General features: G+C 58.2%; 24 protein-coding genes. 13 read left to right on the top strand and 11 right to left on the bottom strand.

All coding sequences use genetic code 11. The features are described 5' to 3' along the window. Positions 1-66: 66 nt before the first annotated feature. Positions 67-2,655, top strand: coding sequence for a DNA mismatch repair protein MutS (gene mutS, locus ACMA5I_RS09365; RefSeq protein WP_525885998.1), 2,589 nt, complete (start codon positions 67-69; stop codon positions 2,653-2,655). On the opposite strand, the gene ACMA5I_RS09360 is transcribed toward mutS, so the two are convergent. Next, entirely contained in the window at positions 2,652-3,194 is a 543-nt protein-coding gene (locus ACMA5I_RS09360) for a nucleotide exchange factor GrpE (RefSeq protein ID WP_525885997.1), read from the bottom strand. The genes mutS and ACMA5I_RS09360 overlap by 4 nt on opposite strands. Beyond that, entirely contained in the window at positions 3,194-4,255 is a 1,062-nt protein-coding gene (hrcA, locus tag ACMA5I_RS09355; protein WP_525885996.1) for a heat-inducible transcriptional repressor HrcA, read from the bottom strand. The genes ACMA5I_RS09360 and hrcA overlap by 1 nt, the downstream gene beginning before the upstream one ends. Positions 4,256-4,358: 103 nt before the next feature. Between hrcA and rph the strand changes: the two genes are divergently transcribed. Genes rph through hemW form a run of 3 tightly spaced genes read left to right on the top strand, consistent with a single transcriptional unit; the run spans position 4,359 to position 6,800 of the window. Further along, positions 4,359-5,072 (top strand): ribonuclease PH, encoded by a 714-nt coding sequence (rph, locus tag ACMA5I_RS09350; RefSeq protein WP_525885995.1) that lies wholly within the window; start codon positions 4,359-4,361, stop codon positions 5,070-5,072. Next, positions 5,069-5,680 (top strand): RdgB/HAM1 family non-canonical purine NTP pyrophosphatase, encoded by a 612-nt coding sequence (gene rdgB / locus ACMA5I_RS09345; RefSeq protein WP_525885994.1) that lies wholly within the window; start codon positions 5,069-5,071, stop codon positions 5,678-5,680. Before rph ends, rdgB begins: the two co-directional genes overlap by 4 nt. Then, positions 5,673-6,800, top strand: coding sequence for a radical SAM family heme chaperone HemW (gene hemW / locus ACMA5I_RS09340; RefSeq protein ID WP_525885993.1), 1,128 nt, complete (start codon positions 5,673-5,675; stop codon positions 6,798-6,800). Before rdgB ends, hemW begins: the two co-directional genes overlap by 8 nt. Here the strand turns inward: hemW and ACMA5I_RS09335 are convergent. The 7 genes from ACMA5I_RS09335 to hemJ form a co-directional block, all read right to left on the bottom strand. After that, entirely contained in the window at positions 6,797-7,669 is an 873-nt protein-coding gene (locus tag ACMA5I_RS09335; protein WP_525885992.1) for a ParB/RepB/Spo0J family partition protein, read from the bottom strand. The genes hemW and ACMA5I_RS09335 overlap by 4 nt on opposite strands. Further along, on the bottom strand, positions 7,666-8,475 hold the full coding sequence (locus tag ACMA5I_RS09330; RefSeq protein ID WP_525885991.1) for a ParA family protein: 810 nt from the start codon (positions 8,473-8,475) through the stop codon (positions 7,666-7,668). The genes ACMA5I_RS09335 and ACMA5I_RS09330 overlap by 4 nt, the downstream gene beginning before the upstream one ends. Next, on the bottom strand, positions 8,465-9,082 hold the full coding sequence (rsmG, locus tag ACMA5I_RS09325) for a 16S rRNA (guanine(527)-N(7))-methyltransferase RsmG (protein WP_525885990.1): 618 nt from the start codon (positions 9,080-9,082) through the stop codon (positions 8,465-8,467). The genes ACMA5I_RS09330 and rsmG overlap by 11 nt, the downstream gene beginning before the upstream one ends. Further along, positions 9,079-10,953 carry a tRNA uridine-5-carboxymethylaminomethyl(34) synthesis enzyme MnmG gene (mnmG, locus tag ACMA5I_RS09320; protein ID WP_525885989.1) on the bottom strand — a complete coding sequence of 625 codons (1,875 nt, stop codon included), beginning with the start codon at positions 10,951-10,953 and terminating at the stop codon, positions 9,079-9,081. Before mnmG ends, rsmG begins: the two co-directional genes overlap by 4 nt. Continuing rightward, positions 10,954-12,243, bottom strand: coding sequence for a tRNA uridine-5-carboxymethylaminomethyl(34) synthesis GTPase MnmE (gene mnmE, locus ACMA5I_RS09315; protein ID WP_525885988.1), 1,290 nt, complete (start codon positions 12,241-12,243; stop codon positions 10,954-10,956). A gap of 64 nt (positions 12,244-12,307) precedes the next feature. After that, on the bottom strand, positions 12,308-13,579 hold the full coding sequence (gene rho / locus ACMA5I_RS09310; protein WP_525885987.1) for a transcription termination factor Rho: 1,272 nt from the start codon (positions 13,577-13,579) through the stop codon (positions 12,308-12,310). Between the two features lie 94 nt (positions 13,580-13,673). Continuing rightward, the gene (gene hemJ / locus ACMA5I_RS09305) at positions 13,674-14,096 is read right to left on the bottom strand and encodes a protoporphyrinogen oxidase HemJ (RefSeq protein WP_525885986.1); all 423 of its coding nucleotides are present in this window, start codon (positions 14,094-14,096) and stop codon (positions 13,674-13,676) included. A 475-nt stretch (positions 14,097-14,571) separates the two neighbouring features. Here hemJ and ACMA5I_RS09300 point away from each other — a divergent pair, with 475 nt between their 5' ends. The 4 genes from ACMA5I_RS09300 to dnaQ are packed head-to-tail and all read left to right on the top strand — an operon-like array spanning position 14,572 to position 17,243. Beyond that, positions 14,572-15,165, top strand: coding sequence for a Maf family protein (locus ACMA5I_RS09300; protein WP_525885985.1), 594 nt, complete (start codon positions 14,572-14,574; stop codon positions 15,163-15,165). Beyond that, entirely contained in the window at positions 15,162-15,974 is an 813-nt protein-coding gene (locus ACMA5I_RS09295) for a shikimate dehydrogenase (protein ID WP_525885984.1), read from the top strand. The genes ACMA5I_RS09300 and ACMA5I_RS09295 overlap by 4 nt, the downstream gene beginning before the upstream one ends. Continuing rightward, positions 15,971-16,567, top strand: coding sequence for a dephospho-CoA kinase (coaE, locus tag ACMA5I_RS09290; RefSeq protein WP_525885983.1), 597 nt, complete (start codon positions 15,971-15,973; stop codon positions 16,565-16,567). Before ACMA5I_RS09295 ends, coaE begins: the two co-directional genes overlap by 4 nt. After that, on the top strand, positions 16,560-17,243 hold the full coding sequence (gene dnaQ, locus ACMA5I_RS09285) for a DNA polymerase III subunit epsilon (protein ID WP_525885982.1): 684 nt from the start codon (positions 16,560-16,562) through the stop codon (positions 17,241-17,243). Before coaE ends, dnaQ begins: the two co-directional genes overlap by 8 nt. On the opposite strand, the gene secB is transcribed toward dnaQ, so the two are convergent. Both secB and ACMA5I_RS09275 read right to left on the bottom strand, forming a co-directional pair. Then, positions 17,240-17,737 carry a protein-export chaperone SecB gene (gene secB / locus ACMA5I_RS09280; RefSeq protein WP_525885981.1) on the bottom strand — a complete coding sequence of 166 codons (498 nt, stop codon included), beginning with the start codon at positions 17,735-17,737 and terminating at the stop codon, positions 17,240-17,242. The two genes, dnaQ and secB, sit on opposite strands and share 4 nt — an antisense overlap. Positions 17,738-17,791: 54 nt before the next feature. Next, a complete protein-coding gene (locus tag ACMA5I_RS09275) occupies positions 17,792-19,828 on the bottom strand; it encodes a putative bifunctional diguanylate cyclase/phosphodiesterase (RefSeq protein ID WP_525885980.1) in 2,037 nt (678 codons plus the stop codon). A gap of 274 nt (positions 19,829-20,102) precedes the next feature. Between ACMA5I_RS09275 and rimP the strand changes: the two genes are divergently transcribed. From rimP to ACMA5I_RS09250, 5 genes are all read left to right on the top strand, one after another. Continuing rightward, positions 20,103-20,669, top strand: a complete 567-nt coding sequence (gene rimP / locus ACMA5I_RS09270; RefSeq protein ID WP_525885979.1) for a ribosome maturation factor RimP — start codon at positions 20,103-20,105, stop codon at positions 20,667-20,669. Beyond that, the gene (gene nusA / locus ACMA5I_RS09265; RefSeq protein ID WP_525885978.1) at positions 20,666-22,300 is read left to right on the top strand and encodes a transcription termination factor NusA; all 1,635 of its coding nucleotides are present in this window, start codon (positions 20,666-20,668) and stop codon (positions 22,298-22,300) included. The genes rimP and nusA overlap by 4 nt, the downstream gene beginning before the upstream one ends. After that, positions 22,297-22,914 (top strand): RNA-binding protein, encoded by a 618-nt coding sequence (locus ACMA5I_RS09260; protein WP_525885977.1) that lies wholly within the window; start codon positions 22,297-22,299, stop codon positions 22,912-22,914. Before nusA ends, ACMA5I_RS09260 begins: the two co-directional genes overlap by 4 nt. Continuing rightward, positions 22,911-25,430 (top strand): translation initiation factor IF-2, encoded by a 2,520-nt coding sequence (gene infB / locus ACMA5I_RS09255; RefSeq protein WP_525885976.1) that lies wholly within the window; start codon positions 22,911-22,913, stop codon positions 25,428-25,430. Before ACMA5I_RS09260 ends, infB begins: the two co-directional genes overlap by 4 nt. 129 nt (positions 25,431-25,559) lie before the next feature. Further along, positions 25,560-26,741 (top strand): PQQ-dependent sugar dehydrogenase, encoded by a 1,182-nt coding sequence (locus tag ACMA5I_RS09250; protein ID WP_525885975.1) that lies wholly within the window; start codon positions 25,560-25,562, stop codon positions 26,739-26,741. Positions 26,742-26,754 lie beyond the last annotated feature (13 nt).

Raw genomic sequence — 26,754 nt, 5'->3', positions numbered from 1 at the left:
GGCAATCGCGCTGCGCTCTTTTCCGCGCCAAATCCCTGCGTTAGACGGGTAGGGAAAGGAACGCATATGTCCGCACCCACGCCGATGATGGCCCAATATCTTGAGATCAAGGCGCGTCACCCCGACGCGCTGCTCTTCTATCGTATGGGCGATTTCTACGAGCTGTTCTTTGACGACGCGGTTCAGGCGGCGGCGGCCCTCGACATTGCGCTGACCAAACGCGGCAAGCATGAGGACAAGGACATTCCCATGTGCGGCGTGCCAGTCCATTCCTCGGAAAGCTATCTGCTGACGCTGATCCGCAAGGGCTTCCGTGTGGCGGTGTGCGAGCAGCTTGAGGACCCGGCGGAGGCGAAGAAACGGGGCTCCAAATCGGTCGTGAAGCGCGATGTGGTCCGGTTGGTGACTCCCGGCACGCTCACCGAAGAGAGTCTCCTCGACGCCCGCGCCAGCAACTATCTCGCCGCCTTCGCCGAGGTCCGCGGCCAGTCCGCCCTCGCTTGGGCCGACATGTCCACCGGCGCGTTCCACGTCTCCACCTGTCCCGATGGCATGGGCCCGCTGCTCGCCCGCCTCGCCCCCAGCGAAGTGCTCACCGCGCCCGAGTATCGCGACCGCGCCGAAGCGTATGGCGTCACGGTCACCGAGCAAGCGCCTTCGACGTTCGACAGCCAGAATGGCGAAAAGAGGCTCTGCGATCTCTTCGGTGTGGAGACGCTGGACGGGTTCGGCAGCTTCACCCGCGCCGAGATCGCGGCCATGGGCGCGCTCGTCCACTATCTCGACCTGACGCAGAAGGGCAAACTCCCTCTCATGCGCCCGCCCCGGCAGGAGCGCCCCGGCGGCACGATGCAGATTGACGGGGCCACCCGCCGCAATCTCGAACTCACCCACGCCATGAATGGCGGCCGCGACGGGTCGCTGCTGCGCGCCGTGGACCACACCGTGACCGGCGCAGGCGCTCGGTTGCTAGAGTCCCGGCTCGCCGCCCCCTCCACCGATCACGACGAAATCGTGGACCGGCAAGATACGCTGCAATGGTGCCTCGACGGCCCGCTCGACGACATTCGCAGCGCCATGCGCGCCGTGCCGGACATGGACCGCGCCCTCTCCCGCCTCGCACTAGAACGCGGCGGTCCGCGCGACCTCGCCGCTATCCGGGATGGTTTAGCGCAGGCGGGAGAAATTTGTGATCACATTTCGGGCGATGTGCCGGAATTGCTGACCGCCGCGCGCACAGCCCTGACGGGTCACGACGAATTGCTGGACTTGCTCGACGCTGCACTCATCGCCGAACCCCCGCTCCTGGCCCGCGACGGCGGTTTCATCGCCGAGGGTTATAGCGACGACCTGGACGACGCCCGTAAATTGCGTGACGAAGGCCGCAGCGTGATTGCAGGGATGCAGAAAGATTACGCCGCCGAGACAGGTGTTAATGCCCTGAAAATCAAGCACAACAACGTCCTTGGCTACTTCATCGAAACGCCTGCGACACATGCCGACAACATGCTGGCGCGATCCGAGCGCTTCCGCCATCGCCAAACCACCGCCAACGCGGTCCGTTTCACCACGCAGGATTTGACTGAGCTGGAAACCAAGATCCTCAACGCGGGCGGCGCGGCGCTGGCGAAGGAAGCCGAAATCTTCGCCATCCTTCGCGCCGCGATCCTCGAACAGTCCAGCGCCATCAGCGCCGCAGCGGCCGCATTGGCCGAGATTGACCTCTCCGCCGCACTCGCAGATTTGGCACAGCGTGGAGACTGGATCCGTCCTGTGATCACAAATGGCAGCAATTTTGTGATCACATCAGGGCGTCACCCTGTCGTAGAAGCCGCGCTCCGCAGACAAGGCGAGTCCTTCATCCCGAATGACTGCGACCTCAGTGAAAACCCCGTCTGGCTGCTGACCGGGCCGAACATGGCAGGGAAATCGACTTTCCTGCGTCAGAACGCCCTCCTCGCCGTCCTCGCGCAGATCGGCGCGTATCTCCCTGCGGAGTCCGCGGAAATCGGCATCGTCACGCAGCTTTTTTCCCGAGTCGGCGCGGCGGATGATCTCGCCCGTGGGCGCTCGACCTTCATGGTCGAGATGGTCGAAACCGCCACGATCCTCAACCAGGCCCGCGAAGGCGCGCTCGTGATCCTCGATGAAATCGGGCGTGGCACAGCGACATGGGACGGCCTCTCGATCGCCTGGGCCGTGCTGGAGCATCTGCACGAAGTGAACCAGTGCCGCACCCTCTTTGCGACGCATTATCATGAGCTTACGGCCCTCGCTGCGGATCTCCCGCGCGCCAAAAACGCCACCGTCGCCGTGCGCGAATGGGAAGGCGAGATCGTCTTTTTGCACGAAATCCGTGAAGGCGTGGCCGATAAGAGCTACGGCGTGCAGGTCGCGAAGTTGGCTGGCCTCCCCCAAGCCGTAACCAGCCGCGCCAAAGAGATTCTCGAACGCCTCGAAAGCGGCGAATCCAGCCCGAGTGCGGCCGATCTCATCACCGATCTGCCGCTCTTCGCGATGGCCGCGCCGCCAGCTCAGGCGCAAGAAAAAGGCCCCTCCCAACTGGAAGAGGCCCTGTCCGAAATCCGCCCCGATGAACTCACGCCCAAAGCGGCGCTTGATCTCATCTACAAGCTGAAAGCCTTAATCGATTAACCCTGCTTGGCCGCCACGCCGACTTTGGCGGGGCGCAAGAGCCGGCCCGCAATGGTGAAACCGCTATCGGTCACCTGAATGATATGGCCCGGCTCCATATTCGGCACCGGCGCCTCAAACATCGCTTCATGAAGCTGCGGATCGAACTTGTCGCCAACCTCCGGGGTCAGGCGTTCGATCTTGTGCTTGGAAAACGCGGCCAGCAGCTCTTTCTGAACCAGTTCGATCCCTTCAACGAGCCCCTTGGCCTGCTCCGCCAGCTTCGGATCAATTGCGTCAATCGCCCGCGCGAGGTTGTCATGCACCGGCAGAAGGTCCCGCGCGAGGCGCGTGCCGCCGAAATTTTCCGCATCCTGCCGCTCCTTCTGGAAGCGCTTGCGCAGGTTTTCCTGATCCGCCAGCGAGCGCAGCAGACGGTCCTTCAGCTCGTCCCGCTCCGCCGTCAGCGCGTCAATCGGGTCCGGCGCCTCGTCATCCAGCGGCGAGTCGAATTCCTCGTCAAATTCCGGAACATCCATGTTCTTGTCGTCGTCTTGCATTAGCCTCTCCAATCGCCATCCGAGACGAGTCGTCCCAGAAGTTGCGCTGTATAATCGACAATCGGCACGATGCGCCCATAGTTGAGCCGCGTCGGGCCGATCACGCCCACAGCGCCAATAACCTTTTTCGATCCGTCCATATAGGGCGAAACGACCAAAGATGAACCCGTGAGCGAAAAAAGCTTGTTCTCGGAGCCGATAAAAACCTTCACCCCGGCTCCGCCCTCGGTGAGATCGAGCAGGCGGACAAGGTCGCGCTTGCGCTCCAGATCATCGAAAAGACCGCGCACACGGTCGAGATCCGCCGGATCCACCCCCGATTGGAGCAGATTGGCGCGTCCCCGCACGATCAGCCGCGCCTCGTCGCTTTCCTCATGGTCCCACTGCGCCACGCCGCTCGCAATGAGCGACTGCGCCAGCACGTCAAGCTCCTGACGACGCTTGGAAATCTCTTCGGCCACCACAAGGCGCATTTCTGAAAGCGTACGGCCTTGAAGGATCGCGGACAGGAAGTTTGCCGCCTCTCTGAGCGCCGAGGGCGTCACGCCAACAGGCGGCTGAAACACGCGGTTCTCCACCTGGCCGTCCGCCGTGACCAGCACCACAAGGGCGCGTTCCGGCCCGAGGGAGACGAATTCCAGATGGGTGATCGGCGTCTCCGATTTCGGTGCCAGCACCAGCGACGCGCCGCGTGTGAGGCCGGACAGCACCTGCCCCGCCCGGTCGAGCCGGGCCGTGAGGTCCGCATCCTCCATGCCCATATCCGCCTCGATGCGGCGCTGCTCCTCCATGTCGAGATTGCCGATCTCCATCAGCCCATCCACAAAGAGCCGCAACCCGCTCTGAGTGGGGATCCGCCCCGCGGATACATGGGGACTCGCCAACAGCCCGTGATACTCCAGATCCTGCATCACATTGCGGATCGTCGCCGGGGACACTTTTTCCGGAAAATCGCGCGACAGCGCACGGCTTCCCACAGGCTCACCCGTTTCCAGATAGGCCTCGACAAGGCGGCGAAACACCTCGCGGGCGCGGTCATTGAGGTCGGGTCTCTCTTGCATTGCCTCGAAATGTAAGCCTGCACCCTCGCAGCGTCAATCAAGCCCGGTGGACCTGTGGATAATCTCGCTCTATGGAGGGGCAGATGTGAAAAGGAGCTAGCTCATGCGCCCATCCGGACGGACCCCCGACCAAATGCGAAATGTCGTCATCGAGACGAATGTGACAAAACATGCCGAAGGCTCCTGCCTCATTAAGATGGGCGACACGCATGTCCTCTGCACGGCGTCGGTCGAAGAGAATGTGCCGCCCTGGATGCGCAAATCCGGCCTTGGCTGGGTGACGGCGGAATACGGGATGCTGCCCCGCTCCACCGGCTCGCGGATGCGCCGCGAAGCGACAGCGGGCAAGCAGTCGGGCCGCACGCAGGAAATTCAGCGCCTCATAGGCCGAAGCCTGCGCGCAGGAGTGGACCGCCTGTCCCTCGGCGAGCGCCAGATCACCGTCGATTGCGACGTCATTCAGGCCGATGGCGGCACACGCTGCGCGTCGATCACCGGCGGTTGGGTCGCCCTGCGCCTCGCGGTTAACAAACTGATCGAGAGCGGCGCGCTGAAGGAAGACCCGATCAAATCCCATGTCGCGGCGATTTCCTGCGGCGTCTATGGCGGCCTGCCCGTCCTCGATCTCGACTATCTGGAGGACAGCGAAGCCGGGACCGACGCCAATATCGTCATGACCGATGGCGGCGGAATTATCGAATTGCAAGGCTCCGCCGAGGGCGCAACCTTCACTCGCGCCGAGTTCAACCAGATGATGGATCTCGCCGAAAAAGGCATGGCCGAGTTGATCGCCGCCCAGAAAGCCGCCACCGCATGAGCCGTAAATTCGAAGAGACCAAGCTGGTCATCGCGACCCATAATAGCGGCAAACTCGAAGAGTTTCGCGCCCTCTTCAGCCCGCGCGGCGTCGAGGTGGTCTCCGCGGGCGAGTTGGGCCTGCCCGAGCCAGACGAGACCGAAACCACCTTCCTCGGCAACGCCCGGATCAAGGCGCGCGCAGCGATGGAGGCCACCGGCCTTCCCGCGCTCGCCGACGACAGCGGCCTTTGCGTGGACGGGCTAAACGGCGCACCCGGCGTCTACACCGCTGACTGGGCCGAAACCCCTGAGGGCCGCGACTTCCCCATGGCCATGGAAAAGGTCAACGCCGCGCTGGAAGAGGCGGAGATCCCGGCCCCCTGGACCGCGCATTTCAACTGCACCCTCGTGATGATCTGGCCCGACGGCGAAGAGGTCCGCGCGGTCGGTGAAGTCAACGGCACCCTCGCCTGGCCCTATCGCGGCCAGACTGGCCACGGCTTCGACCCGATGTTTCAGCCCGACGGCGAGACCCGCACTTTCGCCGAAATGGCGCCGGAGGAGAAAAACCGCATCAGCCACCGCGCCCGCGCGATCCACAAACTGATGGAGCAGATCTTTGGCTGACGGCCTCGGCGTCTACATCCACTGGCCCTTCTGCGCCGCTAAATGCCCCTATTGCGACTTCAACAGCCATGTGGTGTCGCAAGTGGACCAAACCCGCTGGCTCCGCGCGTTTCAGTCGGAAATCCAGCGCATGGGGCGTGAACTGCGCGAAAAACGCGTCGAAACCGTGTTTTTTGGCGGCGGAACGCCGAGCCTGATGGCCCCAGAGACAGTTCACGGTATCCTCGACGAAATCCGCAAAACCTGGGCAACCGCACCAAATATAGAGATCACACTCGAAGCAAACCCCACATCTGTAGAAGCCAACCGCTTCCGTGGGTACGCAGACGCAGGGGTCAACCGCATCTCCATGGGCATCCAAGCGATGAACGACGCGGATCTAAAACGTCTCGGCCGACTCCACAGCGTCGCCGAAGCCCGCACCGCCTTCGATACGGCCCGCAAGATTTTCGACCGTGTCAGCTTCGATCTAATCTACGCGCGCCAAGATCAAACGCTGGACGACTGGCGAAAAGAACTCCGCGAAGCCACCGCCATGGCCGTCGATCACTTCTCCCTCTACCAACTCACCATCGAGCCCGGCACCCGCTTCGGCGATCTCTACAAACGCGGCAAGCTGCGCGGCCTGCCCTCGCCCGACCTCGGCGCCGATTTTTACGAGTTAACCCAAGAAGAGACCGAGCGCGCTGGACTGCCAGCCTATGAAATTTCCAACCATGCCAGACCGGGCGCAGAAAGCCGCCACAACCTGATTTATTGGAATTATGGCGACTACATTGGGCTTGGTCCGGGCGCGCATGGCCGGTTTGTTTCACGTGAAACGAAATGGGCGACAGAGACACAGCTTGCGCCGGCAGTTTGGTTAAAGGACGCCGAGCGCGACAATGGAGAATCTCTCCGTCAGGCTGTGACCGCAGAAGAACAATTTGAGGAAACCGTCATGATGGGCCTCCGCCTCACCGATGGCCTCCCCCTCGAAAAGCTCGACGATGGCCTGAACCAATCCAATCTTCGCGACCTCATCGACAGCGGCTATCTCGCCCGCACCAACACAAAATTAAAGGCGACCTCGAAGGGCCGCCCTGTCCTCAATCGCTTGATTGAAATGCTGCTCACTTAACGGCTCAGCAACTGGCAAAGCGCTTCCAGTTCCTCCAAATTCTTGTAGCTGATCCGAAGTTCGCCCGTCTCCTTCGCCTGATTATGGCGGATATCGACCTTCATCCGCAGATGCGCCGCCAAATCCCCCTCAAGCGCCTTGGTGTCGCTGTCTTTGCCGGTGAGCTTCTCTTTGCTATCCGCCTTCGGCTCTTTCTCGGCGCGAACAAGCTTCTCCGTCTCACGGACCGACAGATCACCCTTCACAACCTTCTGCGCCAACTCAGCCGCATTCTCCGACGTAATCAACGCACGAGCATGACCCGCGCTCAACCCCCCGGACACAACGAGCGCCTGCACCGGCTCCGGCAACGTCAACAGCCGCAAACTATTGGCAATATGACTACGGCTCTTCCCGATCACCTCAGCGAGTCGCTCCTGCGTATGACTGAACTTTTCTAGCAGTTGCCGATAGCCAAGCGCCTCCTCAATGGGGTTCAAATCCGAACGCTGCACATTCTCGATAATCGCAATCTCGAGAACTTCGGCCTCGCTCAGATTGCGAATGACAACCGGCACCTCATGAAGCCGCGCCATCTGCGCCGCTCGCCAGCGCCGCTCCCCTGCGACGATCTGGTAAACACGTGGACTCTCCGGATCCTTCCGCACGATCAGCGGCTGAATAACCCCTTTACGTCGGATAGAAGAGGCAAGGTTTTCAAGATCTTCCTGCCGAAACGACTTCCGCGGCTGGTCTGGATTCGGACGGATCAAATCAATCGCAATATGGCTGTCCGCAGAGGTCGTCGGTTCGCTTTCTTCATACTCCGCATCCGCAAGAAGTGCGCTCAATCCGCGCCCAAGACCCCGTTTTTCGTTCGATCCGCTCATGATCCTGTCCTTTCCTCAAGCTCCTCAGCATCGCCTACACGGTTCAAAAGTTCCGCCGCAAGCTTCTGATACGCAATACTCCCCGTGCTTTTATGGTCGTAAATGAGCGCCGGAAGCGCATGCGACGGCGCTTCACTCAACCGCACGTTCCGCGGAATGATCGTCTCAAAAACCAAACGGCCAAGATTGCTCCGCACATCTTTCTCGACCATCTCCGACAGATTGTTCCGGCGGTCATACATCGTCAGCACAATCCCCTGAATCCGCAAACCGGGGTTCAATCCGTCGCGAATTTCCTTGATCGTCTGCATAAGTTGAGACAACCCTTCGAGCGCGAAGAATTCGCACTGGAGCGGCACAATCACATCGCTCGCCGCTACAAGTGAGTTCAAAGTCAACAGGTTAAGCGACGGCGGACAATCGATCAGCACATAGTCGAATTTCTCGCCATCATAGAGGTCGAGCGCTGTCTTTAGCCGAAACAGCCGCCCCTTCTCCGAAACGAGCGCCATATCGGCCGAGCTCAAATCCGAGTTCGACGGCGCAATCGAGAGGCCAGGAACACTCGACTCGCGGATAATCTCTTTCAGCGGCACGCTATCCACGATCAAATCGTAACTCGTCGCGGTCCGATCATCATAAGACACCCCGAGACCCGTAGACGCATTCCCCTGCGGATCCAAGTCGATCAGCAACACGCGTCGCCCGAAGACCGCAAGCGCCGTGCCGAGGTTAATCGCTGTCGTCGTCTTGCCAACGCCGCCCTTCTGGTTGGCAATCGCGAAAATCTTGGTTTCATGCCCCATGATAAACGTCTCCAATCTCCAAAAGCGCGGCTCCTCGCTCCGTTATACTGGGATGCACGGTGTAGCTAAAGCGGTGATCTTGCGCCGCCTGATCAATTTCAGCGCGATATTGCTTCCCCTTGAGAAAAAAGCAGCGTGTTTCGAGGGTTGCGTGGATCGCGGCATAATCCAAAAGCTGTGACAGAGGCGCGAGCGCGCGGGCCGTTATGATATCCGCACCTTGATTTGGCACATTCTCGACCCGATCAGCGATGACATGAGCGTTGGTTAAGCCCAACTCCAAGGCAACCGTACGCAAAAAGGCCGATTTACGTTTATCGGACTCGATCATGGTTGTTTTGAGAGCCCTGCTCTCGCCATCGGCCAAAATCGCCAAGACCAGTGCCGGCAGGCCCCCACCCGACCCAAAATCCACCAAATGCTGTGCATCTTCAGGCAAAACCTCGAAAACCTGCGCGCTGTCCCGAAGATGGCGATCTTCAATTTGATCCAAGGTTTTTGGAGAAACCAAGTTAATCGCAGGATTCCACTTCCGCAGAAGTGCCGCATAGGCGGTGAGCCCGGCCTGACTTTTCGCGCTATATTTTTCCGTCCAGAGAGACGTCACGCCGACAAACGCTTCTCATGCAAACGGATCCGCGCGATCAGCAACGTCAAAGCTGCGGGGGTCATCCCCTCGATGCGCGATGCCTGCCCAATCGTTTCCGGACGAATTTTCTTCAACTTGCCACGAAGTTCGTTCGAAAGACCGGAGATCTCCGCGAAGGCTAGGTCCGCGGGAATAGCCAACGCCTCATCGCGGCGCATCGCATCAATATCGCTCGTCTGACGCTTCAAATACTGCGCATAAAGCGCATCCCGTTCGATTTGGGCCGCAATCTCCGGCTCCGCATCTTCAAGCTCCGGCCAGATATTCTGAAGATCAGCAAAATGGATATCCGCGTAAGAAAGCAGTGTCACAGCGTCGCGGCGCACGCCGTCCTGATTCAGCTTCAGCCCATGTATCGCAGCCTCCTGCGGTGTAAGCTCCAAGCCCTCCAAAGTAGACGTCAAAGCCTCAATCTTCTCCGCTTTCTCCGAATAATGCTGCCAATGTTCATCATCAATGAGCCCGTATTCGCGTGCAATCGGCGTCAGACGCTGATCCGCATTGTCAACCCGAAGGCTCAGACGGTATTCGGCGCGCGAGGTGAACATTCGATACGGCTCGGAAACACCGCGCGTAACCAAATCGTCGATCATCACGCCGATATAGGCGGTTGCCCGGTCGAAAACCAAAGGCGCTTTGTCGAGCACACGAAGGGCCGCGTTGGCTCCTGCGAGCAGGCCTTGAGCGCCCGCCTCCTCATACCCCGTGGTCCCGTTGATCTGCCCGGCGAGCCAAAGGTTTTCGAGCGATTGGAGCTCCAACTCACGCGACAAAGCACGCGGATCGACGTAGTCATACTCGATCGCATAACCCGGCTGCAAAATCTCGACCTGCTCCAACCCCTTCATTGAGCGGACATAATCCTGTTGCACATCAACGGGGAGCGACGTCGAAATGCCATTCGGATAGACAACATCCCAGTCCAAACCCTCAGGCTCGAGGAAAACCTGATGGGAGTCCTTATCCGCGAAACGCGTAATTTTGTCCTCAATCGACGGACAATAGCGCGGGCCCACGCCTTCTATCGTCCCGCCATACATGGCCGACTTATCGAGATTGGCGCGAATAATGTCGTGCGTTTGGCTGTTCGTATGCGTGATAGCGCATGAAATCTGCGGGAGATGCGTTTCCTTCGTGCGGAAGGATAGATAGGTCGGCGAATCATCGCCGGGTTGCTCCTCCAGGCTTTCCCAGTCAATCGACGATGCACGCAGACGCGGCGGTGTCCCTGTTTTCAACCGCCCGAGCGGTAATTCCAAACCACGAAGACGCTGCCCGAGCGCTGTCGCCGCAGGATCGCCCATGCGACCAGCAGGAATTTGCTCCGTGCCCATATGGATGACGCCACTCAAAAACGTCCCGGTCGTTAGAACGACTGCCCGTGCATGGATTTCACTTCCATCTTCCAGAACAACGCCAGTCACTCGGCTGCCGACGGTCAGCAGATCATCTACGCCTGCGGAAATAACTCGGATGCTGGTGTCCGCGACCGCCCGTTGGATCGCCTCGCGATATTTCACACGATCCATTTGAGCACGCGGGCCCTGAACGGCGGGACCTTTCCGGCGGTTCAGAAGACGATACTGGATAGCGCCCTGATCTGCGCAAACGCCCATCAACCCGCCAAGCGCGTCAATTTCACGGACAAGATGGCCCTTTCCGAGGCCACCAATCGCCGGATTGCAGGACATCTCGCCAATACGATCCGCGCGATGCGTTACTAGTGCCACGCGGACACCAAGGCGCGCGGCCGCAGCGGCAGCTTCGGTGCCAGCATGGCCGCCGCCGATCACAACAACATCAAAATTCGCCTGTTTCACGTGAAACACCTATTTTCCGATGCAGAAACTCGAAAATATCTCGCCAAGGATATCTTCAACACCCACACGTCCTATCAAATTGTCGAGCGCATATAAAGCGTCTCTGATCTCTAGCGCGATCAACTCCGAGTTCTCGTCATTGTCTAACGCGACAGATGCTCGATCAATAGACGCCAGTGCTTGTTCAACCGCCCTCCGCTGGCGCTCACGAATGGCGGTGGCACCGATCTGAAGTTTGGGCTCAAGTCGCGACTTAATCTCGTCAAGAAGCTCGCTAAGGCCCTCACCCGACTTTCCCGAAACACCAGTGCTGCGGCCCGGGATATCCGCCTTTCCAAAGCGGACAATATCCTGCGGCTTCACGGTGACAGCCATGTCTTCTATTTCGCTGACATCTTCCTCAAGAAGAATGACGCGAAGATCCGCCTCCGCCGCGCGCTTCCGTGCCCAATCCACACCGACCGATTCGACAACATCCTCGGTTTCACGCAACCCTGCAGTATCGAGGAACGTCACCGGCAATCCACCCAGATCGGTTCGGACTTCGATCACATCCCGTGTTGTTCCAGCAATCTCCGACGTGATCGCCACATCACGCCCCGCGATACGGTTCAGGAGCGTCGACTTTCCGACATTCGGGCGACCCAAAATCGCGACCTCGAAACCATCGCGAATACGCTCCGCGACATGCGCCGCCGCAATTTCTCCTTTGAGACTTTCCTTTAGTCGTTCTAATAGCTCACTAACCTCAGGAGAAACATCTACCGGAACCTCTTCATCCGCAAAATCGATCGTCGCCTCAATCAAAGCCGCCGCTCGAAGCAAATCGTGCCGCCAAGACTCAACCTTTTCGGTTAACCCGCCCCGCATGACCACAAGCGCCTGGCGTCGCTGAGCCTCCGTTTCCGCGTCGATCAGATCAGCGAGACCCTCGACTTCCGCCAAATCGAGGCGGCCGTTTTCCATAGCGCGCCGCGTAAATTCGCCAGCCTCCGCAGCACGGACATCGTCAATCTCAGAAAGGATTGACGAAACGCGCGAGACGACTGCCGGACTCCCATGAAGATGCAACTCCAAAACCTCTTCACCGGTGAAGCTCTCACCCATAGGAAAATAGAGGACCAGCGCCTCGTCTATCGCGTCATCCCCATCGGAAATCACCCGAACTGCGGCGCGGCGCGGCGCCGGCATCGAGGACATAAGCCTGTTTGCCACACGAGCAACAGCTGGCCCGGACACCCGCATCACGGCAACACCGGCGCGCCCTGGAGCTGTCGATAGCGCAAAAATCGTGTCCATAGCCTCTCCAAATGCAAACACCCGCGTCTTTGACGCGGGTGCTTAACCTATTGAATAATATAGGTTAACTGTTCATTGAGTCGAAAAACTCGCCATTGGTTTTCGTCTGCTTCAACTTCCCAAGCAGGAACTCTACGGCATCCGTCGTCCCCATCGGGTTGAGAATGCGGCGAAGCACGAACATTTTTGTCAGTTCAGCCTTATCGACCAGCAAGTCCTCTTTCCGCGTACCAGACTTCATGATGTCGATGGCAGGGAAGACGCGCTTGTCCGCGATTTTGCGATCCAGAACCAGCTCGGAGTTCCCCGTCCCTTTAAATTCCTCGAAAATGACTTCGTCCATCCGGCTACCTGTATCAATCAGCGCCGTCGCGATGATGGTTAACGAGCCACCCTCCTCAACATTCCGCGCAGCCCCGAAGAGACGCTTGGGACGCTGCAGAGCATTGGAGTCGACACCGCCGGTCAGGACCTTACCCGAAGACGGAATCACCGTGTTGTAGGCCCGCCCAAGGCGCGTGATGGAGTCGAGGAGGATGACAACGTCTCGTTTACTCTCAACAAGCCGCTTCGCCTTCTCGATAACCATTTCCGAAACAGCCACGTGGCGCGACGCCGGCTCGTCAAATGTCGAGGACACGACCTCGCCGTCGACCGAGCGCTTCATGTCCGTCACCTCTTCGGGGCGCTCATCAATCAGCAGCACGATAAGAAAGCATTCGGGGTGATTTTTCTTAATTGAATGAGCAATATTCTGCAAAATCACAGTTTTACCCGTTCGCGGCGGCGCCACGATCAGGCTTCGCTGACCCTTACCGATTGGCGCGACCAGATCGATCACGCGCGCTGAGAAGTCCTTAATTGTCGGATCCTCAATCTCCAGACGCAGGCGCTCATCGGGGAAAAGCGGGGTCAAATCGTCGAAATGCACCTTGTGACGCGCAGCCTCAGGATCGGAAAAGTTAATTTGCTTTGCTTTCACCAGAGAAAAATAGCGCTCACCGTCATTGGGCGCAGAAATCACACCCTCAATTGTGTCGCCCGTGCGCAGCGCAAATTTCTTAATCTGGCTTTGGCTGACATAGATATCGTCGGGGCCCGGCAAATAGTTCGCTTCCGGCGAACGCAGAAAACCAAATCCGTCCTGCAAAACCTCAAGTACGCCATCACCGGTAATCTCGGCCCCGTCTTCAGCCATCTCCTTGAGAATGCTGAACATCATTTCGCCCTTGCGCATAGATGCCGCGTTTTCGACACCAACTTCTTCCGCCATCGTCAGAAGATCCGCAGGGCTTTTTGCTTTCAGTTCCGAAAGCGATAAGGAACGCTGTTCCATCAAAAGATCCTGTTTAAGATACTATATTTGGGAAAACATCACGCCGGACGGCGCATTTCGCGATTAGATGCCCATTTGGGACGCAAGAGTCAAGTCAGAAGGGTTTCACCACAATCATCGCGACGATGATAATCAACAGGATCGTCGGTATCTCGTTGATTAAGCGATAAAATTTCCCGTCTCGTCGATTTTTCCCATTTCTTAAATCAATAATGATGCTCTTCAACCAAAGATGAAATCCGGTGAGCGCAATGACGGCAACGAGCTTTACCCACATGTAAACCATGCTGAAATCGACGGCACCAATCGTTATGAGCGCTAAGCCAAACACCCAAGTCGCCATCATGGCCGGGTTCATGATGAGCCTGTAAAGCTTGTCTTCCATGATTTGGAAGGTTTCGACCGCCTGAGGGCGCTCGACATGGTAAACGAAGAGCCTGGGCAGATAGAACAATCCGGCCATCCAAGCGACCATGCTCACGATATGGGCAAATTTTAGCCAGAGATAAAGATTCATCACTCTTTCTCTCGTTTGTCTCAGGCTCTCGGTCAAGCCCCGGTTTTTCCCTCTTTAATATAAAGATATTTAGAAAAAGAATGTGATTGATGTAGTGCTGTGGACTGTGTGGATAAAATTCTATCTTTTATTTCCCCACAGAGTTATCCACAGATCGCTGGCAACACTTTGGGTTACGAAAATCTTAAAAATAACGGTTATATGGGAGAAAAAGCGTTTCTAGCTATGCAGTTAAACCGAGTCGTTCACAGCGCGGACCGCTCTGAGTCAGAACTTTCGTATCGTCACAAGACTGGTTGTCCCCAATGGCTAGAAAAATTTCGAGAGGCCGCGAACAACAGGCGGTCGGGGAGAGGGATGACTCTCGAATAACTTTCGCCGGACCGAGATCATTGTGGCTATCCGCGAGTTATCCACAGATTCTTCCCAAAATATGGAGGTTGCCGACCTCATTGGTATGAGGCAACGTCTCGATATGACCGATTTGACCCTCGCATCCGCGTCGAAAGCACGCGCGGCCATGCTTACTGAAGCAGGATTAACCATTGATATCCTGCCAGCGCGCATTGACGAGACCGCGATCAAGGCTGCGCTTCTCGCTGATGGCACTGCGCCGCGTGATATTGCTGATCATCTTGCGGAAATGAAGGCTGCGAAGGCGTCGTCAAAAGTCGCTGGTCTCGTTCTCGGGGCGGACCAGATCCTCGTTTGTGATCACAAAACCTATAATAAGCCCGAAACCAGAGATCAGGCGGCTTCACAGCTCAAAGAGCTGCGCGGCAAAACACACGAACTTCTTTCCGCAGCAGTCATCTTCGAAGATGGAAAACCGATTTGGCGGCATATTGGTCGAGCTAAACTCATGATGCGCCCCATCGGTGATGCGTTTCTGGACGATTATCTTGACAGTGAGGGTGATCAAATCCTCTCATCGGTGGGTGCTTACCGTCTAGAGGGCCGCGGCGCCCAGCTCTTCACGCGAGTCGAAGGCGACTATTTCACAGTTCTCGGGCTGCCCCTCCTCGAAATTTTGAATTATATGCGCGTTCGTGGAGTGTTGCTGACATGATCCTTGCTGGCGTTGTCGGATATCCGATTTCTCAAAGCCTTTCGCCAAAATTGCATGGCTATTGGCTTGATAAATATGCGTTAAATGGAGCTTATGTACCGCTACCCGTCGCGGTTGACGACTTCGAAAATGTGATCACGACGCTGCCTAAAATGGGTTTTCACGGCGTCAATGTGACGATCCCTCATAAGCAAACAGCGCTTCGTCTTGCCGACGAAGTGACAGAAACAGCGCGGGAGATCGGGGCATCGAATACGCTCTTTTTCGATGATGGTCGAATTCTCGCCGACAACACAGACGCTTATGGCTTCATGGCAAATATTGAGGCGAATGTCCCGGACTGGAATCCGAAATCAAAAGCGTTGGTTATTGGCGCAGGCGGGGCTGCGCGTGCCGTCATCTATGGACTGTTGTCGCGAGGATGCTCAAAAATTTATCTTTCTAACAGGTCTTTGGATAAGGCCGAAACGTTGGCAGAGCACTTCGGCGAGAAAGTCAATGTGATCACAAATGTTGAAATTGAGAAACACATCCCTGACGTCGATCTTCTGGTAAACACGACGTCGCTTGGGATGACGGGCTATCCACCGCTGGAAATAGACCTCGCCGGTTCGAAGAAGAGCTGTGTGATCACAGATATCGTCTATAATCCGTTAATCACACCCTTGATACGCTCAGCAGAGCAACAAGGATTATCCACGGTCACAGGGATTGGCATGTTGCTGCACCAAGCCGTGCCAGGTTTCGAGGGATGGTTTGGAAAGCGGCCGGTGGTTGACGACGAATTGGAACGGTTGATTTTAGGATGATGCCATTTCGTCTTGGGCTCACAGGGTCGATCGGGATGGGAAAATCTACGACGGCCAAGATGTTTGCAGATGCTGGCGTACCCGTTTGGGATGCAGATGCAACGGTTCACAAGCTTTATAGTAAAGGCGGAGCCGCTGTGGAGCCAATGAAGAAAATTGCGCCGGATGCGGTCATCGAAGGCGCTATTGATCGTAATGTGTTAAAAACCGAAATCGCGCGTGATTCGACGGTTCTCAAGAGAATTGAGAACTTCGTTCATCCTCTTGTCGTTGCAGATCGCCGCGAATTTATGGCATCAGCCGACGCTGACATGGTGTTGTTCGATATTCCGTTGCTTTATGAGACCGGTGCGGAGGTCGATTGCGACGCGGTTGTCGTCGTGACGGCTCCTGAAAATGTCCAACGAGAGCGCGTTTTGGCGCGGGGGCAAATGAGCGAAGACACATTTGAAAAGATATTGTGGCGTCAGTTGCCGGATGCGGAAAAGCGTGAGCGGGCGGATTTCGTTATTGATACATCGAAAGGGTTTGACGATGCGCGAGCGCAGGTCCTCGATGTGATCACAAAAATCAGGGCAGAAATGAATGCGTGAGATTGTTCTTGATACGGAGACGACGGGTTTTGAGCCGAGCGAGGGTCACCGCATCGTTGAGATCGGCGCGATTGAGCTGATTAACCACGTCGCAACGAAAAATACCTTTCACGAATATCTCGATCCGGAGCGGGATATGCCGCAAGAGGCGTTCGAAGTGCATGGATTGTCGAATGACTTTCTTCGTGGGAAGCCGAAATTCGCAGATGTTGCGCAGAGGTTTTTGGATTTCATTGGCGACTCGAAACTGATCATTCACAACGCTACTTTCGATATGAAATTTTTGAATGCCGAGTTGGAGCGAGCCGGCTATCCGAAATTAGGCGATATCGCGATTGATACGCTTTACATGGCGCGACGGCGATTTGCTGGAGCGTCGAATAGTTTGGATGCGCTTTGCCGGCGTTTTGGGGTGGATAATTCGGGTCGGGAGCTGCATGGGGCGCTTTTGGATAGCGAACTGCTTGCAGAAGTTTATCTAGAGTTGATCGGTGGACGGCAGCCGGAAATTGCGCTTGAAGCGGTGTCGTCTAAAGATGAAACCGTGAAAGGGGTCGGCGCAGATTGGGTTGCACCGCAACGGAAGCAAGCGCTTGAGAGTCTGTTGAGTGCAGACGAAAAAGCCGCCCACGATTTGTTCGTGGACGGCCTAAAAAATCCGATCTGGCGCGCTTAATTCGGCGCTTCGGTCTGCTGCGATGCCTGCTGACGGCGCGCGATTTCCTGACGATAAAGGCTGACGAAGTCGATTGGGTCGACATTGACCGCCTGGAAGCCGCCATCGCGAGTCGCGTCAGAGACGATGCGACGGGCGAATGGGAAGAGCATCCGCGGACATTCAATCATCAGGAACGGATGCAGCTGATCTTCCGGAACGTTTTCGATTTTGAAGCGGCCAGCATAGTCCAGCTCGCAAAGGAAGATCTTGCTCTCGGCGGCGCTGGAATCGACGGTGAGTTTCAACGAAACTTCGTAAATGCCTTCATCGTTCAGCTTGTTCGCGTCGAGATTGACCTGAACAGCGACTTGCGGCTTGGCGTCCTGCGGCGCGCCTTTGCGGGCGACGATGTTCTCGAAAGACAGGTCGCGGACGAATTGGGTCAAAATTTGAATTTTCGGGGCCGGTTGATTTGCCTGATCGGCACCGTTCGGCGTGCTTTGGTCTGCCATGATATCCTCGTTTCAGTCGAATTCGCGCCGTTTTAGCATCGGGTTGCCAAGGTCTCAATGGTGCGTGACCGAAGTCTCGCGTTCCAGATGCAGTTTGAAGGAGCCGCGCTGTAGAAATTCGAGCGGAGCGGGCTTGCCGAAAAGGAAGCCTTGCGCGTGGCTGGCACCGCGATTGATGAGGGCGCGACATTCTCTGTCCGTCTCAATCCCTTCGAGAAGCAGCTCGGAGTCGAGCCCGCGTGCCATAGAGAAGAGCGCATGGATGATTTCCATGCTGCGCGGTTCTTGCTCGATATTTCGGATCATGGAGCGGTCAAGTTTGATACGATCAAAACGGATGTCGCGGAGGACGCCGAAGGAGGAATAACCTGTGCCGAAATCGTCGAGCGCGACGCGGACGCCCATCTTTTGAAGGGCTTGTATCGTTTCGAACGCTTGAGTTGGGTTCGTGATAAGCGAGCTTTCGGTCAGTTCAAGCTCCAAGCGCTCGGGCGGAAGGCCGGTTTCGATAAGAAGGTCGCTGACTTCTTCGATCAGGCCCTCATCATGCAATTGCAGCGGGGACAGATTGACACCGATTTTCTGATCCTTGTCGAAGGACAGCGCGTCGAAACAGGCTTGCCGCAGAACGAAGCTTCCGATGGGCATTATGAGCCCGGTGGTTTCGGCAATCGGGATGAAGTCCGCCGGGGAGATTGGTCCCAACTTCGTATGCGTCCAACGGAGGAGCGCTTCATAGCCTGTGATCCGCCCTGTTGGCAGTTCAATCTGCGGTTGGTAAAAGATCGTAAATTCACCGCGTTGTAGGGCGGACGCGAGATCCATGCTGAGCGTCGTGTGACGCCGCATCATTTTGGCGAGATCCGGATGATAGGCATGAAAATCTTCGTTCCGGTTCTGGCGCGCTGCGGCCAAGGCGAGCTCGGCATTGGCGATCAAGCGGTCGGGATCGGTAGCGTCTTCCGGGAAGGTTGAGACGCCGAAATCGGCTTTGATCTGATGTTCGGTGTCGTCGCAGGTGAAGGGCTCTTTGAACACATTTCGGATGGCCTCAATCACCGGTCCTTTTTGCGCATCGGAGGTCAGTGCTTTGGCGACAAAGAAATCATCGCTGCCCGCGCGGGCGACGAGGGAGGTGCCGATATTCGTTTCCGTCAGGCGGTCCGCCAGTTCGCGCAGAACCATGTCGCCCTTTTCTCGGCCATTGCGGTCGTTGAAATAGCGAAATCCTTGCAGATCAACGGCGATGACCATGACTTTGTTCTCTTCATCATCTTTGTTCGACATCCACAGATCGAGCTGCTCGGTGAAATAGGGACGGTTCATTAGACCGGTGAGCAGATCGGAGCGGTTCATGTTCTCGATGGCGTCGCGGTTGCGCAGCTCGATGGAGAGGGCCGCGGCGCCGCCGCCGACGATGAGAGCAGTTAGAAGGGCGACGCCGACGGAGATCGGCAGGGCGTTGGCGGCGATGATCCCCGCATCGCCGGTTTGCGACGGGACGACCGTGAGGGCGGCCATGCCGGTGAAGTGCAGAAGGATTACGCCAACGACAAAAGCGCTGGTGGCCATGTAGCGGCGGCGGTCGTCCCGATCCATCAGGCCGAGAGCGAGCGCGCCAAAGATGACGGAGAGGGCGACCGACGCGGCGAGCATCGTGCGATCCCAGAGCATCAGAGCGTCAAGGCGATAGCCCGCCATGCCCGTGTAGTGCATGGTAGCGATGGCGAGACCGAGAACCCCGCCGCCGATGGCGCGGCCTTGATAGGTTTTCGCGCGCCGCGCCACATCCAGCGCGGCCAAGGCCCCGATTATCGCGATCAGAAGCGATAGCGCGGTGATCCCCAGATCAAACTGTGCCCCATAGGCATGGCGGTAGCCAAGCATGGCGATAAAATGCGTGGACCAGATGGACGCACCCGCTGTCAGCGCGCCAAAAAACATCCAGAGACCGGCGGATAAACCTACGACTCGGCGCGACATTTTAAACAGAAGCAGCGTCAGATAGGCCCCACCCGACATCACCAGCGCCGCCAGAAGGACCGACCATAGGTCATGGTCCTGATAAATACAGGTCACAACTTGCCACATAGCTCACCCCTTATGTTGCAAGCTGTAGGTATAGCCAAACGACTCAGGAAAAAGTTTTAACAGAAAATTATTTCCTCTTAGATTTTAGCTAAATCTTCTCGTTAAAGCGCTGCGAATACGATAAAAATGCCTCTCTTCTTATCCGCTTGCAATCGGTGGGAACCGGGCGTATATACAGGCTCAACAGCGGCGAGGCTTCGGCCTCCCACCGGAAAATGTAGCGGGCCGCGGGCCCGTTTTTTTGTATCCGGGGACGCAGGTTCCAAGGAGTGATATGTCCGATTTGATTGCAAAAGCGGCGATTGACCGGCGGCTGGCGGATATGGTTCGTCCGCTCATCGAAGGGATGGGCTATGAGCTGGTGCGCCTGCGTCTGATGAGCGGGAAGAAAACGACGCTTCAGATCATGGCGGAGAAGCCGGACGGGACGATTGAAGTCGATGATTGCGCCGAAATTTCGACGGCGGTGTCGGCGCTGCTCGATGTGGAGGACCCGGTGGCGGGGGAATATGCGCTGGAGGTCTCCTCTCCGGGGATCGACCGGCCGTTAACCCGGTTTAAGGATTTTGAGCGCTGGGAAGGCTATCACGCCAAGCTGACCACCAATGATCTGATTGATGGGCGCAAGAATTTTAAGGGCGTTTTGCAAGGCGTCGAGGACGGCGAAGTTCTGATCGAGATCGAGGAAGGCACCGTGGGGCTGACCTTTGATCTTCTGGCGGAGGCGAAGCTGGTTCTTACCGACGAGTTGATCGCCGAGAGCCTCAAGGCACAGAAAAACAAGGAGCTGGACGAGGGCCAGTTCGACGAGATCGAGACCGAAAAGGATGACGAAGAATGAGCATTACATCGGCTAACCGTTTGGAATTGCTTGAAATCGCAAATGCGGTGGCGCGGGAGAAGATGATTGACCCGGCGCTGGTGCGTGAGGCGATGGAAGAGAGCTATGCCAAGGCGGCGCGTTCGCGTTACGGGGCGGAATATGACATCCGCGCCGAGATCCACCCGAAAACCGGCGAGCTGCGGATGACCCGTTGCCGCACGGTTGTTGAAGAGGTGGAGAACCAGTGGACGGAGATCACCGTTGAAGATGCGCGCGAGGAACAAGCCGACGCGCAGATTGGCGATGTTCTGGAAGATGAACTGCCGCCGCCCGAAATGGGCCGGATCGCCGCGCAGAGCGCCAAGCAGGTCATCATGCAGAAAGTCCGCGAGGCCGAGCGCGCCAAGCAGTATGATGAATTCAAGGACCGGATCGGCACCATTCTCAATGGCGTTGTGAAGCGGACCGAATATGGCAATGTGGTTGTCGATGTGGGCCAGGGCGAGGCGGTGATCCGCCGTGACCAGCTTATCAATCGCGAGACCTATGCCAATGGCGACCGGATCCGCGCCTATATCCGCGATGTGCGTCCGGAGACGCGCGGCCCGCAAATTTTCCTCTCGCGCACCGCGCCGGAATTCATGGCCGAGCTGTTCAAGATGGAAGTGCCGGAAATCTATGATGGCGTGATCGACATCAAGGCCGTGGCACGGGATCCGGGCAGCCGGGCGAAGATTGCCGTGATCAGCCATGACAGCGGGATCGACCCGGTCGGGGCCTGTGTGGGTATGCGCGGGAGCCGCGTTCAGGCGGTTGTCGGCGAGCTTCAGGGCGAGAAAATCGACATTATCCCCTGGACGGAAGATGCGCCGACCTTCCTTGTGAACGCGCTGCAGCCCGCCGAGGTCAGCAAGGTGCTGATCGACGAAGATGCAGACCGGATCGAAGTGGTGGTGCCAGATGATCAACTGTCGCTAGCGATTGGTCGCCGGGGTCAGAACGTCCGTCTGGCGAGCCAGCTCACCGGGTTTGATATCGACATCATGACCGAATCCGAAGAGTCTGAGCGTCGCCAGAAGGAATTTGCCGAGCGCAGCCAACTCTTCATGGACACGATGAATGTCGATGAAACCGTGGCCCAGCTTCTCGTGTCGGAAGGCTTCGCGACCCTTGAGGAAGTCGCCTATATCGACGTCGAAGAGATTGCCTCGATTGATGGTTTCGACGATGAGACGGCGGAAGAGCTTCAGGCCCGCGCCCGCGAAAGCCTCGATGAGATCAACGAGAAGGCTCTCGCTCATGCGCGCGAGCTTGGTGCAGAGGACAGTCTGGTTGAATTTGAGGGCCTCAGCCCCCAAATGATCGAAGCGCTCACAGAGGATGGCATCAAAACCCTCGACGAGTTCGCAACCTGCGCAGATTGGGAGCTGGCTGGCGGTCACACTGTGGTCGATGGCAAGCGCGTGAAGGATGAGGGCCTGCTCGAAAAATTCGACGTGGACCTGACCGAAGCGCAAACGCTCATTATGAATGCGCGTCTGGCTCTCGGCATTATCTCGGAAGAGGAATATCACGCGGCTTTCGCTTCGGATGAAGAGGAAGAGGGTGACGAGACGACCGAAACCGAAGAAGGTGACGCTGAAGAGTGAGCAGAGGCGGAGCGAGACGGGAACATGCAGCGCCCGAGCGGCGTTGCATAGCCACAAGGGAAAGCGGCGATAAGGCGGAGATGATCCGTTTCGTCGTCGGACCGGAAGGGCAAGTGGTCCCGGATCTTGCCGGAAAATTGCCGGGGCGCGGGCTTTGGGTGTCCGCGCGCCGCGACGCTTTGGCGCAGGCGATCAAGAAAAACGCATTCGCCCGCGCGGCCAAACAGGGGGTGACCATCCCCGAAGGTTTGGCCGAGACGGTGGATCGCCTGCTCGCCGAGCGTCTGATTTCGCTCATTGCCATGGCCCGGAAGGCCGGGCTCGCAGTGGCCGGATTCGAAAAGACAAAAGCCGCACTGATGGATGGTGCGGCGCTGCTGGTCCAGGCCTCCGACGGCTCGGACAGCGGGAAATCCAAGCTGAGGCCTCCCAAGGGCCAAAATAGCTACATTACAACGCTGGATGCGGACGAATTGGGTTTGGCATTTGGCCGCGATCATGTGATACATGCGGCGCTCCTGCCGGATGCACTTACGGATCGTGTCAGGCAGGAAGGGCTGCGGCTCGCGGGGATGCGCCCCGATGCAGCAGCCGGAAAGGGACGAACGGAATGAGCGATACGACGGGCAAAGACGACAAGAAAACACTGGGGCTGAAAGCTGGAAAGAGCCAGGTGCGCCAGAGCTTCTCCCATGGCCGGTCGAAATCGGTCGAGGTTCAGGTGAAGCGTAAGAAAGTGGTTGTGCCGAAAACGGGCGCGAGCAAGGCGGATGCGCCGAAGGCGGCCGTGCGCAATCAGATGGGCGGCAAGAACCTCTCGGATGCCGAGTTCGAGCGTCGCCGCAAGGCATTGGAAGCCGCTCAGGCGTCCGCCGATGCGGACCGCAAGAAACTCGCCGACGAGGAAAAGCGCCGCGTCGAAGAGATGGAGCGCCTGCGCAAGGAAAAGGCTGACAAGGAGCGCGAAGAGGAGGCCCGCAAGGCCGCCGAGGAAGAAGCGCGTCAGGCTGAAGAGGCCAAGAAAAAGGCCGAAGCCGAGGCCAAGAAAGCCGCGAAGCCCAAGACCGACAAGCCCGCTGCCGCGCCCGATCCGGCAGCGGCACAGGCGGCAGAAGCGCGTTCGGCCAAGGGTGCAGAGCGTGGGGGCCGCCCCGAGAAAGAGCCGCGCCGCGATGATCGCGGAGCACCGCAGGATGATCGCAGCGGGAAAGGCCGCGGGGATGATCGCCGCCGCTCCGGCAAGCTAACCATCAATCAGGCGCTCGGCGGTGAAGGTGGCGGGCGTCAGCGCTCGGTTGCTGCGATGCGTCGCCGCGCCGAGAAGGACAAGCGCCGCCAGCAAGGCGGGAACGAGAACCGCGAGAAGGTCGCCCGCGACGTGCAGGTGCCGGACGCGATCACCGTTCAGGAGCTTGCCAACCGCATGGCCGAGAAATCCGCCGCAGTGGTCAAGATGCTCATGCAAAACGGCATTATGGCAACGCAGAATCAGACCATCGACGCCGACACCGCGACCCTTGTGGTTGAGGAATTCGGTCACAAAGTGGTCCGCGTGTCCGATGCTGATGTTGAGCAAGCGATTGATACCGTTGAGGATAAAGAGGCGGATCTCGAAAACCGTGCGCCTGTTATTACGATCATGGGCCACGTTGACCACGGGAAAACCTCGCTGCTCGATGCGATCCGCAAGACCAACATCGTCTCTGGCGAGGCTGGCGGGATCACCCAGCATATCGGGGCCTATCAGATCACGACCGACAATGGCTCGGTGCTGTCCTTTCTCGACACGCCCGGCCACGCGGCCTTCACCTCGATGCGGGCGCGCGGTGCGGATGTGACGGATATCGTCATTCTCGTGGTCGCCGCCGATGACGCGGTGATGCCGCAGACGATCGAAGCGATCAGCCACGCGAAAGCCGCTGGCGTACCGATGATCGTGGCGATCAACAAGATCGACCGTGAAGGCGCGGACCCGGACAAGGTGCGCACGCAGCTTCTCCAGCATGAGGTGATCGTCGAGAAAATGTCCGGCGATGTGCTTGATGTGGAGGTCTCCGCGCATACCGGCCAAGGTCTTGATGAGCTTCTGGAAAACATCGCGCTTCAGGCTGAATTGCTTGAACTCAAAGCCAACCCGAACCGTGCCGCTGAAGGCGCGGTCATCGAGGCGAAACTCGATGTGGGCCGCGGCCCGGTCGCGACGGTTCTCGTGCAGAACGGCACCCTGAAACGCGGCGATATTTTCGTTGTCGGTGAGCAGTGGGGTAAGGTCCGCGCGCTCATTAACGATCAGGGCGACCGTGTGGAAGAAGCGGGTCCGTCCGTGCCCGTCGAGGTGCTGGGTCTCAACGGCACGCCGGAAGCGGGTGACGTGCTCAACGTGGTCGAAAACGAGGGCAAGGCCCGCGAGATCGCCGAGTATCGTCAGCAGGTTGCCAAGGACAAGCGCGCCGCAGCCGGTGCCGCCGTGACGCTGGATCAGATGATGGCGAAAGCGAAGGCGGATGAAAACGTCGCTGAGCTGCCGGTTCTGGTGAAGGCCGATGTGCAGGGCTCTGCCGAGGCCATTGTTCAGGCGATGGAGAAGCTCGGGAATGACGAGGTTCGCGTGCGGGTGCTGCATTCCGGCGTCGGCGCGATCACCGAGAGCGATGTGGGTCTGGCGGAAGCGTCTTCCGCGCCGATCATCGGCTTCAACGTCCGTGCAAACGCCCCTGCCCGCGAAGCCGCCAACCAGAAGGGCGTGGAGATCCGTTACTACTCGATCATCTACGATCTGGTGGACGACATTAAACAGGCCGCCGAAGGTCTGCTGTCGCCCGAGCTGCGCGAAGAGTTCATCGGTTACGCGAAGATCAAAGAGGTCTTCAAAGTCACCGGCGTCGGCAAGGTCGCAGGTTGCGAAGTCACCGAAGGTCTCGCCCGCCGCTCCGCAGGGGTCCGCCTCCTGCGCGACGATGTGGTGATCCACGAAGGTACGCTGAAAACGCTCAAGCGCTTCAAGGATGAGGTCAAGGAAGTCCGCGCCGGTCAGGAATGCGGGATGGCCTTTGAAAATTACGACGATATCCGCGAGGGCGATGTCATCGAAATCTTCGAAACTTCGGAGCACAAGCGCAGCCTCGACTAAGGCTAAGCACAAGAGAAACCAGCAAAAGGGCGCCCATCCGAGGCGCCCTTTTCAGTTATCTATGAACTTTTTCAAATTTTACGCGTTATACTGTTACGCTCATAAAATGGCGCAACAGGAGGAGTTGTCATGCCCAAAATTCGCGTTTCCACTTTTTTGATTGCAGGCAGCCTGGCATTTCCAGCCGTTGCACAAGATCCGGTCCCCACACCTGCGGCCAATGCGCCCTATGAACCGGCTTTCCCTGAACAGACCCGCGCGCCGCAGATCGACGCGGATGTGACGCTCAATGCGGAGCAGATTGTGTCTGGCCTCGATCATCCATGGGCCGTACAGCCTCTGCCCGAGGGCGGGTTCATCATCACGGAGCGGCCCGGCAACATGCGCGTGCTGACGGCGGATGGCACTCTGTCTGACCCGCTCCAAGGTCTGCCGGAGGTGGATGCGCGCGGTCAGGGCGGTTTGCTTGATGTGACGCTCTCGCCGGATTTCGCGGACACCCGCATGATCTACTGGAGCTATGCCGAGCCGCGCGGTGAGAACACCAATGCGACTGCGGTCGCGCGTGGCGTTCTCTCCGAGGACAACACCCGCGTCGACTCGGTTGAGGTGATTTTCCAGCAGCAGCCCGCTTGGCAATCGGACAAGCATTTCGGCTCGCGCCTCGTGTTTGCGCCCGATGGCACGCTCTTCATCACACTTGGCGAGCGGTCGGATCCCGAGCCGCGCGTGCTCGCGCAGGATCCGCAGACCAATATCGGCAAGCTGGTGCGGGTGAATGCCGACGGTTCGATCCCCGAGGACAACCCCGATCTCGGCCTGCCGAGCAACTATGCCATGGGCCTGCGCAACATTCAGGCGGCGGCGCTCGACAGCTCTGGTCAGCTCTGGACCGTGGAGCATGGCCCGCAAGGCGGCGATGAGCTGAACATGCCCGAAGCCGGCAAAAATTACGGCTGGCCAACCATCACCTATGGCATTGAATATGCGGGCCAACCTATCGGCGACGGGATCACTGAAGCCGAGGGCATGGAGCAGCCGGTTTATTACTGGGACCCGGTGATCGCCCCCTCGGGCGCGCTCTTCTATCAGGGCGATCTCTTTGACGGCTGGAAAGACACGCTCGTCATCGGCGCGCTCAACCCGGCGGGCCTCGTCCGGCTCACCATGTCGGGTGGCCAAGTGACCGGCGAGGCGCGGTATCTGCCCGATATCGGCCGCATCCGCGACGTCGCCGAAACGGCCGACGGCGCGATCTGGGTCGTCACCGATGAGGATGATGGCGGCCTTTATAAAGTGACGCCGCAGTAAGGGCTGAAGCGCC

This window comes from Jujubicoccus corallicola (genome assembly GCF_047345645.1).
GTDB lineage: Bacteria > Pseudomonadota > Alphaproteobacteria > Rhodobacterales > Rhodobacteraceae > JBLEFH01.
Note: the sequence above shows the minus strand (reverse complement) of the source record. Positions and strands in the feature narration are given on the sequence as shown.